Origin of the sequence: Enterococcus sp. AZ078 (assembly GCF_051714985.1) — a bacterium.
GTDB classification, from domain to species: domain Bacteria; phylum Bacillota; class Bacilli; order Lactobacillales; family Enterococcaceae; genus Enterococcus_B; species Enterococcus_B hirae.
The window spans coordinates 589,894-604,921 of record NZ_JBIOSW010000001.1 but is presented as its reverse complement, the minus strand read 5'-3'; the positions used below and the strand labels follow the sequence as shown (position 1 = coordinate 604,921).

The 15,028-nt window shown below is 35.3% G+C and carries 13 protein-coding genes; 4 read left to right on the top strand and 9 right to left on the bottom strand.

What is annotated here, in order from left to right; translation table 11 throughout:
* Nucleotides 1-107: 107 nt before the first annotated feature.
* The 3 genes from IGJ18_RS02990 to IGJ18_RS02980 form a co-directional block, all read right to left on the bottom strand.
* The gene (locus IGJ18_RS02990; RefSeq protein WP_438842872.1) at nt 108-881 is read right to left on the bottom strand and encodes a DUF6681 family protein; all 774 of its coding nucleotides are present in this window, start codon (nt 879-881) and stop codon (nt 108-110) included.
* Nucleotides 878-1,378, bottom strand: coding sequence for a hypothetical protein (locus IGJ18_RS02985; protein ID WP_025480242.1), 501 nt, complete (start codon nt 1,376-1,378; stop codon nt 878-880). The genes IGJ18_RS02990 and IGJ18_RS02985 overlap by 4 nt, the downstream gene beginning before the upstream one ends.
* Nucleotides 1,379-1,565: 187 nt before the next feature.
* Entirely contained in the window at nt 1,566-2,297 is a 732-nt protein-coding gene (locus IGJ18_RS02980; RefSeq protein ID WP_034699597.1) for an epoxyqueuosine reductase QueH, read from the bottom strand.
* A 171-nt stretch (nt 2,298-2,468) separates the two neighbouring features.
* Between IGJ18_RS02980 and IGJ18_RS02975 the strand changes: the two genes are divergently transcribed.
* Complete coding sequence (locus tag IGJ18_RS02975; RefSeq protein ID WP_373169199.1) at nt 2,469-3,851, top strand: TrkH family potassium uptake protein; 1,383 nt, start codon at nt 2,469-2,471, stop codon at nt 3,849-3,851.
* Between the two features lie 167 nt (nt 3,852-4,018).
* On the opposite strand, the gene IGJ18_RS02970 is transcribed toward IGJ18_RS02975, so the two are convergent.
* Nucleotides 4,019-4,681 (bottom strand): CPBP family glutamic-type intramembrane protease, encoded by a 663-nt coding sequence (locus IGJ18_RS02970; protein ID WP_438842871.1) that lies wholly within the window; start codon nt 4,679-4,681, stop codon nt 4,019-4,021.
* 498 nt (nt 4,682-5,179) lie between these two features.
* Here IGJ18_RS02970 and IGJ18_RS02965 point away from each other — a divergent pair, with 498 nt between their 5' ends.
* The 3 genes from IGJ18_RS02965 (at nt 5,180) to IGJ18_RS02955 (ending at nt 8,281) form a co-directional block, all read left to right on the top strand.
* Nucleotides 5,180-6,022 (top strand): Rgg/GadR/MutR family transcriptional regulator, encoded by an 843-nt coding sequence (locus tag IGJ18_RS02965; RefSeq protein WP_438842870.1) that lies wholly within the window; start codon nt 5,180-5,182, stop codon nt 6,020-6,022.
* Between the two features lie 221 nt (nt 6,023-6,243).
* Nucleotides 6,244-7,596, top strand: coding sequence for a Mur ligase family protein (locus IGJ18_RS02960; protein ID WP_010738405.1), 1,353 nt, complete (start codon nt 6,244-6,246; stop codon nt 7,594-7,596).
* Nucleotides 7,589-8,281 carry a type 1 glutamine amidotransferase gene (locus tag IGJ18_RS02955; protein ID WP_438842869.1) on the top strand — a complete coding sequence of 231 codons (693 nt, stop codon included), beginning with the start codon at nt 7,589-7,591 and terminating at the stop codon, nt 8,279-8,281. Before IGJ18_RS02960 ends, IGJ18_RS02955 begins: the two co-directional genes overlap by 8 nt.
* A gap of 409 nt (nt 8,282-8,690) precedes the next feature.
* On the opposite strand, the gene IGJ18_RS02950 is transcribed toward IGJ18_RS02955, so the two are convergent.
* The 5 genes from IGJ18_RS02950 to IGJ18_RS02930 form a co-directional block, all read right to left on the bottom strand.
* Complete coding sequence (locus tag IGJ18_RS02950) at nt 8,691-9,743, bottom strand: hypothetical protein (RefSeq protein WP_438842868.1); 1,053 nt, start codon at nt 9,741-9,743, stop codon at nt 8,691-8,693.
* A gap of 50 nt (nt 9,744-9,793) precedes the next feature.
* Nucleotides 9,794-10,294 (bottom strand): hypothetical protein, encoded by a 501-nt coding sequence (locus tag IGJ18_RS02945; RefSeq protein WP_438842867.1) that lies wholly within the window; start codon nt 10,292-10,294, stop codon nt 9,794-9,796.
* Between the two features lie 41 nt (nt 10,295-10,335).
* Nucleotides 10,336-12,069 (bottom strand): peptidoglycan amidohydrolase family protein, encoded by a 1,734-nt coding sequence (locus IGJ18_RS02940; protein WP_438842866.1) that lies wholly within the window; start codon nt 12,067-12,069, stop codon nt 10,336-10,338.
* Nucleotides 12,070-12,238: 169 nt separating this feature from the next.
* Nucleotides 12,239-14,689, bottom strand: a complete 2,451-nt coding sequence (locus tag IGJ18_RS02935) for a VirB4-like conjugal transfer ATPase, CD1110 family (RefSeq protein WP_438842864.1) — start codon at nt 14,687-14,689, stop codon at nt 12,239-12,241.
* Nucleotides 14,628-15,005: a PrgI family protein gene (locus tag IGJ18_RS02930; protein WP_010720014.1), complete on the bottom strand. Its 378-nt coding sequence runs from the start codon at nt 15,003-15,005 to the stop codon at nt 14,628-14,630. Before IGJ18_RS02930 ends, IGJ18_RS02935 begins: the two co-directional genes overlap by 62 nt.
* Nucleotides 15,006-15,028: the final 23 nt, after the last annotated feature.

Below are 15,028 nucleotides of genomic sequence, written 5' to 3'. Positions count from 1 at the left end.
ATAAGAATACATCACGTATAACTCTATTTTTTTCTTTTATTATTCAAAGGGAGATTCTGTCATTTTTCATCCACAATTTTCCAACCTGTCTTGATCAACGTGATCCATTAACTTCGTGAATGCTTTCTTCGTTGACTTCTACTGTAAACCATTGCTTCATTTTCTGGTTGTTCTTTTTTCACGATAAGTTTTAAACGATAAGGCTCATGATACCTTAAGCCTTCTTTGACGAAGTCACCACCTACAATAAACAACCCAACTGGTTCGAGCTTTTCATCCGCCGAATCCATAACAATCGTTCCAACAGGGGCTAAATCCGAGTAGCTGCGCCCAATACTCAACTGATATTCTTTTTCTGCTACTTTTTTAACGTAATAATAAGGATAAAGTGTGTTACGATCCACAAGATAGCCATCCATTCTTCCTAGATCATTTGTTTTAATCTCACCATTCCCGATTAAATAACGCATGTTTTCAGCTAATCGCAATTGATAATCTTCATCATAAGAAACACTGACTTCTTTCGTGTTCACTTTGTCGATTGCATCGCTATTCAGCATCGCTTCTTCTGTTTGAATATTGAATGCTTCTTCCGGTAAATATTTGACAAACAATTGTGTCACATCCGCTTTGGTATTCTTATCCAGAAAGTAATAAAATACATTCAAAATGATAAAATACACTAACACTAAAAAGCCGATTCCATACAAGAAAAATTGTAAGTAATTTTGGTTTTGCCAAAGTCCATAAATAATCCGTAAAAGATACATCGTTGGGATCACACTTAAAATCGTATAGCCTCGATTTAAATATTTAGGACTAATATCTAAATAACCTAAAAACTTATGCACGCTATTGATAATATCTAATAAAATTGTCATTGTGAATCACCTGCTTGCTGATTATACACTTGCTTCCCATCTGTATTTTGGGTTGGCGTTACATTTTTCACGGTAGCCTCTCCACTATCTTGTCCTTCAGTACTTGGTGTCGTATTACTTGGTACTGTTGACGAACTTGAGCTTGGTTCTGTATGATTTCCTCCATTGATCGCATTCGTATCACTGGTTTCGGATGAACTGCTTCCTTGCTTGTCAGACTTTTCTTTCGAACTACTTGGTTGCTCTGTAGAATACGTATTTTCATTGGTTGAACTCGTATTTTCTTCCCATGTGCTCGATGAATCATTCGTCTGATCCAGTGTTGTCGACGTTTCATTAGATGTGGTCTCTGGTGTTGATGTTGGTGTTGTTTCTTCCACCGAACTTGAACTAGGGGTACGATAACTTGAACTGTTGACAACACCGGTCGCAGTAGCAACGATTGTTGAAATAGTTAAGACTGCTATTGGTTTCAAAATAGGTGCTACTTTTCGCATCATATCTCTTCCTTTATGTTTTATTTTTCATCACTAATATTTTTTATGCTTGGTCTAAAATTCATTTTTCCACCAAACTGAATATTCGTTTTCAATCGAATCAATCGCTTTTATTTTGACACTTAATTATACTTAACATAAATTTCTTATTTTTTTCTTACGTTTTCTTGAAAATTTTATAATAGAGCTAATTAATTGAAATTTTTGAACTTGCTAAATAATCCTTTGCTTCTTGGTTTATTTTCTTTAAATCGCAACCTTGCTGTTTAGCTGCAAAGACACAGCCACAGTAACACTGACGAAAAATGTCATACTCTTTACACATCTGGATCGATCGCTCATATCCTTTATTTTTCTTAAAATCACTTGGTAAGTAATGAGTTCCATAAATTTTTTGGATATCCATCCCGATTTGGTTGATCAGAGCAGCATTTTTCTTGGGTGAGATCGTTAATGCACTCCCAAAATAATCATAACCAAGTTCTTGGGCTTTTTGTGCTACCAGGTCTAAACGCATATTAAAACAGGCACTACATCTTGCGCCACCTTCTTTTTCTTCCGTAAGGCCTTGCGTAATGACCATTTTATTAAACTCGCTGGGACGGTACTCATCAACGATCAGCTGAACATGATGATTGGTTTGCTCGTTAAACTGATCAACAAATCGCTTTTGTTCATGGAGTCTTCTTAAATATTCATTTTTAGGATGGATATTAGAATTTGAAAAAAATAAAGTAACCTCTGCAAATTGGCACATAAATTCTAACGTATGTGTGCTGCAAGGAGCACAACAAGTATGGATTAATATTTTTGGTCGAGTTTCTTCTTGTTGCCATTGTTGGATCATTTTTTGTAGTACTCGATCATAATTTATTTTCTGGTTTTTCATTTTTTCAACAATTACCTTTGCATCAATCATTGGGAGACCTCGCTATTCTTCAATTCTTCCATAATTATATGCTATTTGATAGCAAATCAAAAGAAAACGTACATTTTGTTTAAGATTTCTTTGAGTATTATTTATAACCTCGGTATACTGAAAGAAACAACTTTTAAAAAGGAGGATAGTTTCTTGAAATTAACCCTTTTCATGCGGAAATTAAGACGTCGAAGCGAACGTTACGCTTCTAGTCATTTTTCTTCAATCCAAGTCATTGTTTTTTACTATCTTATTATGACCATTGTCTCTTTAGGATTGTTTTACATTCCTTTTTTTCGTGAACCAGATAGTCATGTACCTTTTATCGATATGCTTTTCATGGCGATCAGTACAATCAGTGTAACCGGATTGTCCACATTTGATATTAATTCGGCTTTTAATGATAACGGGGTAATCTTACTTGAAATACTATTCCAAGTAGGTGGATTAGGGATTATGATGATCTCTACTGCTTTTATTATCTTTTCTAAACGAAGAATCACGTTACGACAGCGACAACTGATCATGACGGATATGAATCAGCCACGATTATCTGGTATTGTTCGTTTGATTCGTATCACCTTTGTAATTTTGTTGTGGTTCCAAGTCCTTTTTGGCGCTTTCTTTTCCATTTATTTCTATTATCGAGGCTACTTTGATCATTGGCGGGATGCTATTTTCTATGGATTTTACCAATCGATTTCTGCTGTGACCAATTCGGGTTTCGATGTCACAGGAAACTCAATCGAGCCGTTTGCACATGACTATCTGTTCCTATTTGTTATCATGTTTTTGATTTTTATTGGTGGGATAGGATTTCCTGTTTTGATGGAATTTCGTGAATGGATTTTGTATAAACGCTCAAAAGCAAAATTACCGTTTCGCTTTTCCTTATTTACAAAATTAGCGGTTTTAGCCTTTATCATCTTATTTGTTGGTGGGACGCTGTTAATCTTTTTACTTGAAAAAGACCATCTTTTTCAAGATTCTAGTTTAAGTGTCAAGTGGATCAATTCTATGTTTTACTCTATGACCACTAGAAATGCTGGCTTACAAATCCATGATTTGGGTAATTTCCAAATCACTACATTGATCGTTTTTTCTTTATTGATGTTCATTGGATGTAGTCCCAGTTCGGTAGGTGGAGGGATTCGTACAACGACCGTAGCAATTATTGGTCTTTATCTCTACTCTTTCCTTAAAAGCGAAGACAACATCAATATTTTTGGTCGTCGAATCGATAATGATGATGTGCGTAAGTCAGTCGTTGTATTTATGTTATCTCTTGGTATGTGTTTTTTCTGTATCGTCTTTTTATCAGCTACAGAAAATCAGCCTTTAATTGCAATTATCGTTGAAGTGACTTCAGCCTTCGGAACCACTGGCTTATCCCTGGGAATTACTGGGAACTTGTCAGTAATTGGGAAAATCACGATCGCAGCTTTAATGTTTATCGGTCGTATCGGTATGTTGTATACTTTGATGTTATTTGTTCCAAAAGAAACACGAGATTTAGGCTACGAATACCCTACTGAAAAAATCATCATTGGGTAAAATTTCAGACAATCGACAAACCTTGAAAGCCTGAATCTATATTTACTATACAAAAATGCATCCTGTGTCGCTCTAATAAAAATAACCCAAAGTAGTCAAAAAATAGAGAAGCTATTTTCGGCCACTTCGGGTTATTTATTTGTACTGAAAGCTTTGTTCTTATTTGTCTAAGAGGATAATAAACTTCCTAAAACAAAAGCAATTAAATCAAAAGCATAATGCACTGCCCAACTAGTATTCAATGACTTTGTTTTTAAATAGGCTTGGTTAAACCAAAGTCTAATTCCTCCTTGAACTAAGATGACTTGCACAATCGTGAACAACGCTGAACTTCCTAGATAAGTTTCAAAATGAATCAGTCCAAAAATAATTGCTGTGAGCAATGATGCCACCTTAGTATTGATCCCCATTTTTTTACGTAAAGTATCAAAAATAGTGATCGAAAATAGTTCTTCTCCCAGTAAAGCAATTGGTAAAATAAATACAAAAAAACACCAAGGATTATCTTGCGCACTATTTGCTTTCGTCTGAATATCTAACAACTGTGCTAGTATTCCCATGATCATCGAAGCCAACATACCATAAATTTGTGAACCAACTAAAATCAGCAAGAATGTTTTTATAAATCGTTTAGGTGTACTAAATAATTGCCTCACACCAACAAAACCAAATACCAGTAAATAGCTTACTAAACCACTAATAACAAGAAAACTAAACTGAATATAATAAAAGTCAACCTGAGTCAACCCATAGAACCCTGCCCCTAATACTCCAAAAGCAATCATTATTCTAAGGACTTGATTATTTGGTTCTGTAATTCTTTTTGTCATATTTCTTGTTCCTCTTCCCTTAAATAATTATCATTTGTTCATTGATTAGTCGCTGACGACCCTTCACATGAGTATTGTTTACGTGTCTTTTATACTGCCCCATCTCCTCAAACAAGCCTTCATCATTGACAGATTTCCAATGATTTATCATGAATGTTTTCCTTTAATTTTCCATAGTATAATCATCTACGAATGAAAATTCTTTTATAGTCCTATATTTAAGACTTTTGGTACTTTGTATCTAAAAATAACCTGACCATAAACACAATAAATATGCGAATAATTAGTTTTTTTGAACCCCACTTAACCTTCATTCGTACTTATTTGTTATAAGAAACGTGTGGATAACACCCCTCGTCTAACTTTACTAATTTCTCTTTCTTTCAGTCGCTTTTCTGGTCACTTTTCCAAAAGTAACTTTCTTAGAATTTTGACAAATTTTTTGCTACTATTACTTCATTACATAAACACATAAAATAATTTTGATGGAGAGATACTATGGAGTATGGTCAGTTAGTACGAAAAATCCGATTAGATAAAGGTTTTTCTCAAAAGGAAATCTATTCAGGAATCGTAACAAAATCTTATTGCATTGAATTTGAAAAAGGAAACCATGACTTGTCTTTCCGACTTCTAGCTCAAGTGTTGGAGCGATTGCTGGTAGATGTGGAAGAATTTATCTTTTTATATGACTATTATCACTCTTCTTCACAAAATTTATGGAAACAATATGAATTGGCTTCTAATACAAAGGACTTAGAAAAGCTCTTTGAGATCTATCAAACGACAACCGCTTCAAAAGATAAAAAAAGTCAGCTCCTAAACGCTTTAACTAAAATTGGCCATGATCAATTGAGCGACCATCAAATAGACAATGAGACCTTGGAGTTCCTTGTTGATTATTTGAAATCCATCGAAACATGGACACTACAAGAAATCAAAATTTATACCAACACCTTGAATTACTTTTCAGAAGAACAGCAACAAATTTTCTATAAAAATTCATTAAAAAAAATTCAGATCTATCAAGAATATCCCGCTGGTAAAAAAATTTATTTGACGTTGCTTCTTAATAGTTGCGGTCATTTTATTTCCTATGAGAATTTCTTTTTAGCAAAAGATGCGCTCAGTCATTTAAAGGAATTAACCACCGGAACTGAAGATGCAATCTTTAAATTATATCGTATTTATTTTGAGAACATTCTGATTTACTGTACAGAAGAAAAAAGCACAAGTGAAACAATGATCCACTTTATTATCGAAACCTTAGACAAACTGGAGTATTCTTTTTTAAGCGAACAATGTACACTCTTTTTTCAGACGATCAAAAACAACTATTAATTCACTATAGTTATTCCTAAAAAATCAACTGTTATCCGTTGGGGCTATTCTTAGACTAAACGAAACTTCAAATAAACAATCAAGCCTAGTACCAATCGTTGTTAGACAAGAGAATCGCAACCATTTCTTAAAAAAAAGAAAAGCAATTTAACCTTTTTTTGAACATATGGTATGATTAATTGAATTTACTCGTCGTTAAGACGTTTTATGGAGGTTACATAATGGGAGTACGCAGTCAATTTGCGATTGCTGTTGGTAAAACATCACAATGGGCATTAAAAACCTTCTTTAAAGGAGGATCAAGTTTACCGGGTAAACTTGCACTTAAAATCGACCCACACATTTTAGACAGTCTTGCAAAAGATTATCAAGTGGTTGTCGTTACTGGAACAAACGGAAAGACATTGACAACTGCTTTGACAGTTAATATATTACGGCAACAATTTGATGAAGTATTAACCAACCCAACTGGGGCAAATATGGTTCAAGGAATCGTTTCTACTTTTTTGCAAGCCAAACCTAAAAAAGGGCAAAAAAAATTCGCTGTTTTAGAAATCGATGAAGCAAGTTTGAGTAAAGTAACTGAATACATGAAGCCTGAACTATTTTTATTTACAAACATTTTCCGTGATCAAATGGATCGTTATGGAGAAATCTATACCACCTACAAAATGATTGTAGACGGAGCAGCGAAATCACCTGATGCCACAATTATCAGTAATGGAGATTCGCCAATCTTCAACTCTGTGGAAACAATCAATCCTCGCCAATATTATGGGTTTGATCATGAAGAAGACCATGAACAAATGGCTCATTATAATACGGATGGTGTGCTCTGTCCTAAATGTCATCATATTTTACATTACAAGATGATCACGTATGCAAATTTAGGGAAATACTATTGTCCAAACTGTGACTTTAAACGTCCTGAACTTGATTATCGTCTAACGGATATGTTGCGCATGGACAATGTCTCAGCTGATTTTACGATTGATGGTCATAACTATGGAATTGAAGTTGGCGGGATGTACAATGTCTACAACGCGTTAGCTGCCACAGCGGTAGCTGAATATTTTGGGGTAACCCCTGAAAAAATCAAGCAAGGCCTAGGATACGACGAAAAAATATTTGGTCGTCAAGAAATCATTGATATCAATGGTAAAAAATGTACACTCGTACTTGTTAAAAATCCTGTTGGGATCAATCAGGTCATCGATATGATCGGCTTAGCCCCTTATCCATTCTCACTAGTTGCTTTATTAAATGCAAACTATGCAGATGGAATTGACGTTAGTTGGATCTGGGACGGGAATTTTGAACATTTTGCTGATATGGATATTCCTGCAGTGATCGCTGGTGGGGATCGTCATACCGATATGTCGTTACGTCTAAAAGTTGCAGGAATCCCTGAAGATAAGATCATCGAAACAAAGGAACTGAATGAAGTCATTAAAAATATCAAACAATTACCGACCGAACACGTCTACATCCTAGCTACCTATACAGCAGTTCTTCAATTACGAAAAGAATTAGCGAATCAAGGATTTATCAAAGGAGGGATGAATCATGCCTAATTATGAATTGAATATCGCCCATCTCTACGGTAATTTGATGAATACTTATGGAGACAACGGCAATCTATTGATGCTTAAATATGTCGCTAAAAAATTAGGTGTGACCTGTCATACCGAAATTGTCAGTCTGCATGAACCATTTGAAGCAGATAAATATGATTTAGTCTTTTTTGGTGGCGGACAAGATTATGAGCAACTGATCATTTCAAAAGATATCCAAGAAAAAAAAGCAGCACTAACAAACTACATTGAAAATGATGGTGTGATGTTAGCTATCTGTGGCGGGTACCAATTCCTTGGACACTATTATGTGGGTGCCAATGGAGAAAAAATCCAAGGAATCAGTGCCTTAGACCATTACACCTTAAGTCAAGAAAATAATCGTTTTATCGGCGATATCGTTATCTATAATGAAGAGTTTAATGAAACCTATTATGGTTTTGAAAACCACAATGGGCGGACATTCTTAGGGGAAGGCGAACGACCTTTAGGAAAAGTCGTTCAAGGTCACGGAAATAATGGTGAAGACCAATCCGAAGGCGTCATTTATAAAAATGTTTTTGGCTCTTATTTCCACGGACCGATTCTTTCCCGAAATGAGAATCTTGCGGAACGATTGATTCGTTTAGCACTTAAACAACGTTATGGAACAGAACTTGACTTACCAGTCGAATCTTTAGCATAAAACATAACTTTTGTTACCATAAATATTTGTTGGATTGTGATTGTAAATAAATCAATAGTAACAAGCGCAACACCACAACAGAAATAGCAAACTTTAATAATTGAGCCAAAGAATACGAAAATCACTGCTCTGATTTCTGGTATTCTTTGGCCCATTTTTGATCAAGTAATGATTATTACCTTGGGATACGATTGGAAAAGCAAATGACTTCACTGACGATAAGTAAGAATCGTTTGAAAAAGCGAACTAACTTTTCTGCCGTTACCTCTTTTCATTAATACTTCAACACTATCTTTTAACTAATGATTTTAGCTAATTTGCCAATCTCTTTTTCTTCTTTATTATTTTTATTATCTTACTCCCCTTAATTAGTTATCATTCGACAAATAACAACTGAATCCAAGACCACTCATTCCCTATCATTGATATCTGATTGACCAATCATTTCTAATCGTTGTTCCCACAATAATTGATTTTCCGGATCTTCATTTTGCTGGTATAACTCAATAAAATCAATAATGATGGAAGCTTGTTCGATATAAGTTTGTAATATTTTTTTCACTTTTTCCTCTTGGATCAATTCTAAATGTTTCGTTGTTTCTGCAATCTTCTTCTGTTTTAAAAAAAACAGCCCTTTCTGTAAATAATTTTGGTCTAACTTTTTTGATAATTCTTCACTTTCTAAATATTTATTTAATATCTCTGCTTCGGCCAATTGTTCTAATTCAATGTAAGCAAATGCAAGCATCGCTTTTCTTTTGTCAGATAAATTTTCTGGGGACGTTTCAATAACTACTTCCCAATTTTTTTCAAAAAAAGCTAAATCAAATTGTGCATCTGCGGTGGGGTAATATTCATTGATCTCTTTCAACCATGTAAATTCTTGTTGCTCTGTCAAATAGTCGATCAATTCATGACGCTTTTCTGGATATTCCGTTGCTGCTTGAAGATAGGCTTGCGCTTCGATTAATTTTGCCCATTCCTGCTCCTCTGTCGTGGTAATTTCTTTTTGATCTACTTTCGTAATAAAGTGTGGCCACATTACGCTAATGCCTATGAAAAGACTGAAAACAATCACCACAATAAACCAGATCCTTTTGATCGTGGGAATCAAAGATAGTAATTTTCCTTTGGTTGATCTGCTAGGTTCACCATACTTAATTGCTTTTTTCGTGCGTATCGCTGCTTTACTTTTTGTCGTCTTCTTTTTACTTCGGACTATCTGATATTGCCCACTGATTATTTCTTCTATGGCATCCTTTAACGGAAATTGTAATTCCATTGAATGAAGAAGGTGATTTTTATGATTGTAAATCCGAATACGACAACTACCTATGCTTTTATTAAGGATCGTTTGTTTATTGACCTCTTCTAATAAAATGAGGGCCTCGAAAATCGGTAGACGCTCTTCTTCGATTTCTAGCCTTTTGACATGATCAATCAGTACAGTTTCTCTTGCCATGGATAGACATCCTTTTCATTTACCAAAAGTGATGGACAAAACCGGTATTTTCATTCTGCGTATTCTTTCGATTCCTTTTCAGCTATCTCTATTGGTTGATACCTTTCCACCAAAAAGTGTTTTGTAGCTGAATCAAACACATACCAAATTTGAAACAGCCCTTCATTCTCAAGCGTTTTAGTAGACTTACCTTCTTGATTCAAACTATCAATCGTCCTTGTGACGTTGGCAATCACTTCAATTTGTTGGTCATTCACGTGACGTATAAAATTCTTACTTTTTATAAAACGAGAATGACCAAAAAATTGTGGAAAAAATTCGCTTTGCTTTCTGCTTTCTTCTTCAGCAATTTTCGCTTGTTTTGCTAAAAATTTCTCATAATTCAAATAATTATCCCCGTACTCTGTGAAAGTAAAATACGAGCATAAAAAATCATTGACCTGTTGTTCCGAGAAATGAGCAACAGGTATACGGTTATTTGCTTCTTGTTGTGTGTTCTTTTTACCAAAAGTATATCCAATACTTACCGCTATACTGCTACTGATAACCAAACAAGCAATCGTTGTAAATAATTGATGTTTATTTCTGATTTTTACCCGCTCCCTACGATTCGATAAAAGTAAACTGGTGCCAGTTGTGGATCACCATAATACCCTGCAAATGGAGTAATGACGACATCACCATTTTGACTAAATCCTTTTTTCGTAGCAGGTGTACAGTGAATAATCGTTTTTCCACCAGCATCTAAAAAGAATCCTGTATGCCCAAAATCGCCCGACGAATTACCTTTTTCTCCCCAAATAAATAAGTCACCTGCTTGTACTTCGGAATAGTTGATCGGATAGAGAAGTTGTCCTTCCAAACCATAAAGTGTTTCTGTATTTCCCAACGGTACATTTAGTCCCATTTCATTCAACACCCAAATTACGTAAGACGAGCAATCGTGATAGGGAAATACGCCTCTTTGGTTTCCCTGAGAATAATACACACCTTTTTGATGAAGACTTTGTGCTTTAGCTAAAAGAGCCTCATGAAAGTCAGAGAATCGCTCCCACAGCAATCCCATCTCTTGCTTTCCACCCAATTGCACCATTAATTGTTTGATCGCAGGCACCCAATAACGATTGAGCCCCATGGGATCATTTGTCGCATCAATCGGGCAATAGACCGCTCCTAATTGTTCGACAGTTACTCGTTGCTGGTCAATAATCAGCTTTTTAAGTGTTCGACCAGTTGCTTCGATTCCTTCGTCTAACGTACGATATGAAATTAAACCTTGATCATTCATTAGACCAGCTGGGTTATTTTTTTCTAGGATTCCTTTACTAGTCCCCCAAGCACTTTCATGAATCATGATCGCCGCTAAGATCACCGGTGAGATGCCGTTTCTTTTTGCTTCTTGTAAAATTTTATCTGCTCGATCGCTAAACGCATGACACTTAAGCAGAATTAATTGCCGAAATGTCCATTCATCAAATGACGTGTTTTGATTACCAGAGTCTAATTGGAATGTTTCCGAATATGCTACTTCTTCAAAATAAAAACTTGGATTTACTGATTGTCCATTTTTGGAATATTCAATGGTTAATTCATTTTCTTTCGCTACAGTTCCAATCAATTCTCCCGAAACGACTTCTTGGTCATGATTGACTAATGGTGAAACATTCTTTAAGACAAGCTGTCGATTATTGAATTGGATCACGATTGACTGATCAGTCACAGTCGTTTTCCCAACCATCGGAGCATATAATTCTATATTTTTCTCAGCTTGTAATTGGATTCCCTGAAATAGCTTTTTTTCTTGGCCATCGAGAAAGTAACCATATCTTTGATTGACCATTAATCGATGATCTTCCTTAAATGGCGATTGTAGTTCCATCAATTGACGATAACGACCAATCGTTGAACCAGCATTCAATCGTTCTTTCAATTCTTCTGTCCATTCAATGATCTGAGTAAAATATTTTGTTGTTAATGTTGCTTCGTTCCCTTTTGCATGAAGGGACCATAAGTTATCATGGATCTCATGGATTTTCGCTTTGATTACTGGATTTTCGAGTTCCACATTCTCATAACAAATACCCAAATAAGACAATACTTCATCAATATTAGAAACCAAATTCATTTCTTGTGTCATCCCTATCTGTCCGTTGATTTTAATAATGTTATGCTGCTGACGAAGCACTCGATTTTTTTCAACATCCAAATGAGTCATGTACGTCCAAATATTTGTTAATTCAAATTCATTGATATTGGGTACACTCGAATAAATGACACTGGTTATCCCTATCGTCAGTAAGAATAGTAATACACAACTAAGAACCATGAGTGATCTAAAAAAATGCCATTTATTGGGCTGAACAGCTAAGAACTTATGACGCTTTTTTCTGAAGGGAACTAACATTTTATTTGTAACGCTCCGTTTTATCGATTGATTCAAGCTACTTGATAGAAAAATTTTCCGATACTCGTTGTCTCGTTTGTTCCAATTAGATTTATTCATCGGGTTGTTCCTGTTTTCTTTTTATCCGTTCCTCGGGATCAGTCGTGATTAATTCATATAATCTTGTGGTTGAATCAACGGTATTAGAAAAAGGCACGATTGCATGACCTGCACGTATCAACCCTGCACCTTTTGGCGGATGGATCAAGTGTTTTTGTTGTTGAGTAGAAAGACGAAAAAGAGTAGAAAGTTCGTCCAGATCACTTTTAGCCTGTTTTAGCATAATGATAAATTCAGTGTTGCTTAGCATCCTCCGTGCTTTATCTGAAAGCAGTAACGTCTCCACATTTTGCGTGATCCCTGTAGGAATTGCTCCCCACTTTCGGATACGACTCCATAATTCAAAAAAATAATTTTCACAGTAAGGATCATTTAGCATCAACTGCATTTCATCAATGTAAATCCACGTAGTGATCCCTCGATCCCGATTACGTACCACCCGATTCCATACTTGCTCTAAAACCACCATCATCCCAAATGTTTTTAACTGACTTCCTAACTCTTTGGTGTTGTAGATGATAAAACGCTTATTTAACTCAATATTTGTCGTATGGGAAAAAATCGCTAAAGAACCTTCAATATATAATTCTAAGTCTAATACTAGTGCCTGCGCTTCTTTTTCCGGCTGTTCTTTGAGCAACGTAAACCATTCCTTCGCTAATGTTGGCATTTGCTTGTCCTGAGAATGAAAATAGTTAAAATAAGTCAAGCGAGTCACACGATCAATGATGGAACGTTGTGCGGAATTCAAACCCGATTGTCCACCGATCAAAGCTTCAAATGCTGTTAACAAAAAGTCGGATTTTAATTTTACTGGATCAACTTCCCCACTTAAATCATCTGTGATATCCAATAGATTGATAAATGTATCGGTGTTTGGTGCAATTTTAACAATTTGCGCATCAAAAGTTTGCCCAATTAATGTATCTTCATCTTCAGGATCAATCGAGATGATTTCGTCTGTTGGATTTTTTAGTAGTGTAGTAATTTCTTCATATTTTTTGGCTACCCCTTTTCCTGAGCCTGAACTACCTAAAATCATTCCACTTGGGGTATTCAACCGTTTCCGATTGATCCGAACTACATTTTTCGTTAGCTCATTCATTCCATAGTATTTACCCTCCTCGTGGTCAAGTTCTTGCGCAGTAAATGGAATAAAGATAGCTGCACTTGCTGTAGTCAATGTTCGGCGGGTTGTTATCCAATTTTTTCCAAATGGAAGGACGGAATTCATCCCTTCTAGTTGTAGATAATCCAAATAATGAAAGCCACAACCATTTTTTCTGGCAATACTCAAAATTCGTTCGGCTATATCAGTCAATTTTTCTTTTGTGTTTGTTCTGAAATAGACAAAAACCGAAACGAAAAATAAGTTCTGTCCTTCTTTTAACAAATCATCTAATAATAAATTAGCTTCATTGATACTATTGGTTAATTCATATGGAATACTTGTATAAGGATCGTAGCCTTTTTGAGTTGCTTTTCTTTGAGCAGCAACTTTGTCTCCTTCCATATAGGCTTTTTTTATTTGAACCAGATGATTGGCTTGCTCAGCCCCGACTGGATCAATGTGGATCGATAACGTGATTTCTTCGGGTATTTCCATCAATTCTGCCATGAGTTTATCTGACAATCTAGCTGGATAGTCTTTTAGGTAAAGAATCTGGGCATATTCCTCATTGATTTCAAAATAGTTTTTCTTTTTAAAATTAAAACTGGAAGGAGCAATCACAGCTTTTGTTGAAAGATGATTAAAGACTAAATCGGAATAGTTAAATTGAAAGTGTTCCGATGATTTCAACAACTGATTGACCAATTTTAGACGCTTTAAACCGTCTAATGGGTCAACCGTTGAGCCAATTTCTTCCAAATTTCCGATTAAATTCTTTTCGATTCGTCCCAATAATTGTTTTGCCTGCTCTAAGTGATTGGCTGGAGTACTGAAAGTCAAATAGTTTTCTTTTGTAAAACGATTCTCCCCTTCATTGATTTTTTGAAGAAGCATCTGATTGACTTCTTCACGATAGCTATCATGTTGATCGCCTTTACTCTCATAAAAAAGCTTATCCGTCATCTCATCAAGCTCAACTCTTTTTTTTAAGATCGTGATTGTTAGATGGATCGTATCATCAAGACTGTTCAATAGTTCGCCATATTTTTGGAAAATCAACAATTGTTCGTCTTGTTGAGCAATTTGATAATTCACATCTGAAAATCGAACACTTTTGGAATAATAATTAGGCACAATTTCACAAATGCCACTTTCAAACATTTTTTCATAACGCAACAAATCTTGGACATTACGCTTTGGCGCTAACTTTTTTTGATATTGCCCTCTTTTTTTCTTTTGTTTTTGCATCAAACGAATAAATTTTTTATTATTAGTTTCCGTACTCAACTTGTTTTCTTTCGGCACGCTTACTCCTTTGACCCACCATGGCATTTGAATACAACTCCTCTACAATAGGATAAGTATAATAATTCGCCAATTGAAAATAATTCCATCGAATCTGCACATACTTTTCTAAAGGTAAGTGATTAGGTGTCAGCCAGCCCACTGACAAGATAGGGGCACTGAGTACCATAAAAACGATCCCGATATCATCAATCGGATACTTCCAACTGACATAATTTAAAATGCCCAGAGGAACGATCAAAAGCAACGTTACAACAGCAGAGATAAATTGTCTTAACGAAACGCCAAAAAACAATTTTTCTTGGTAGGTTAAAATTTCTTTTCGAATTGGTACTTCAATCATCGATTTTATTTCCCTCCAGTTAA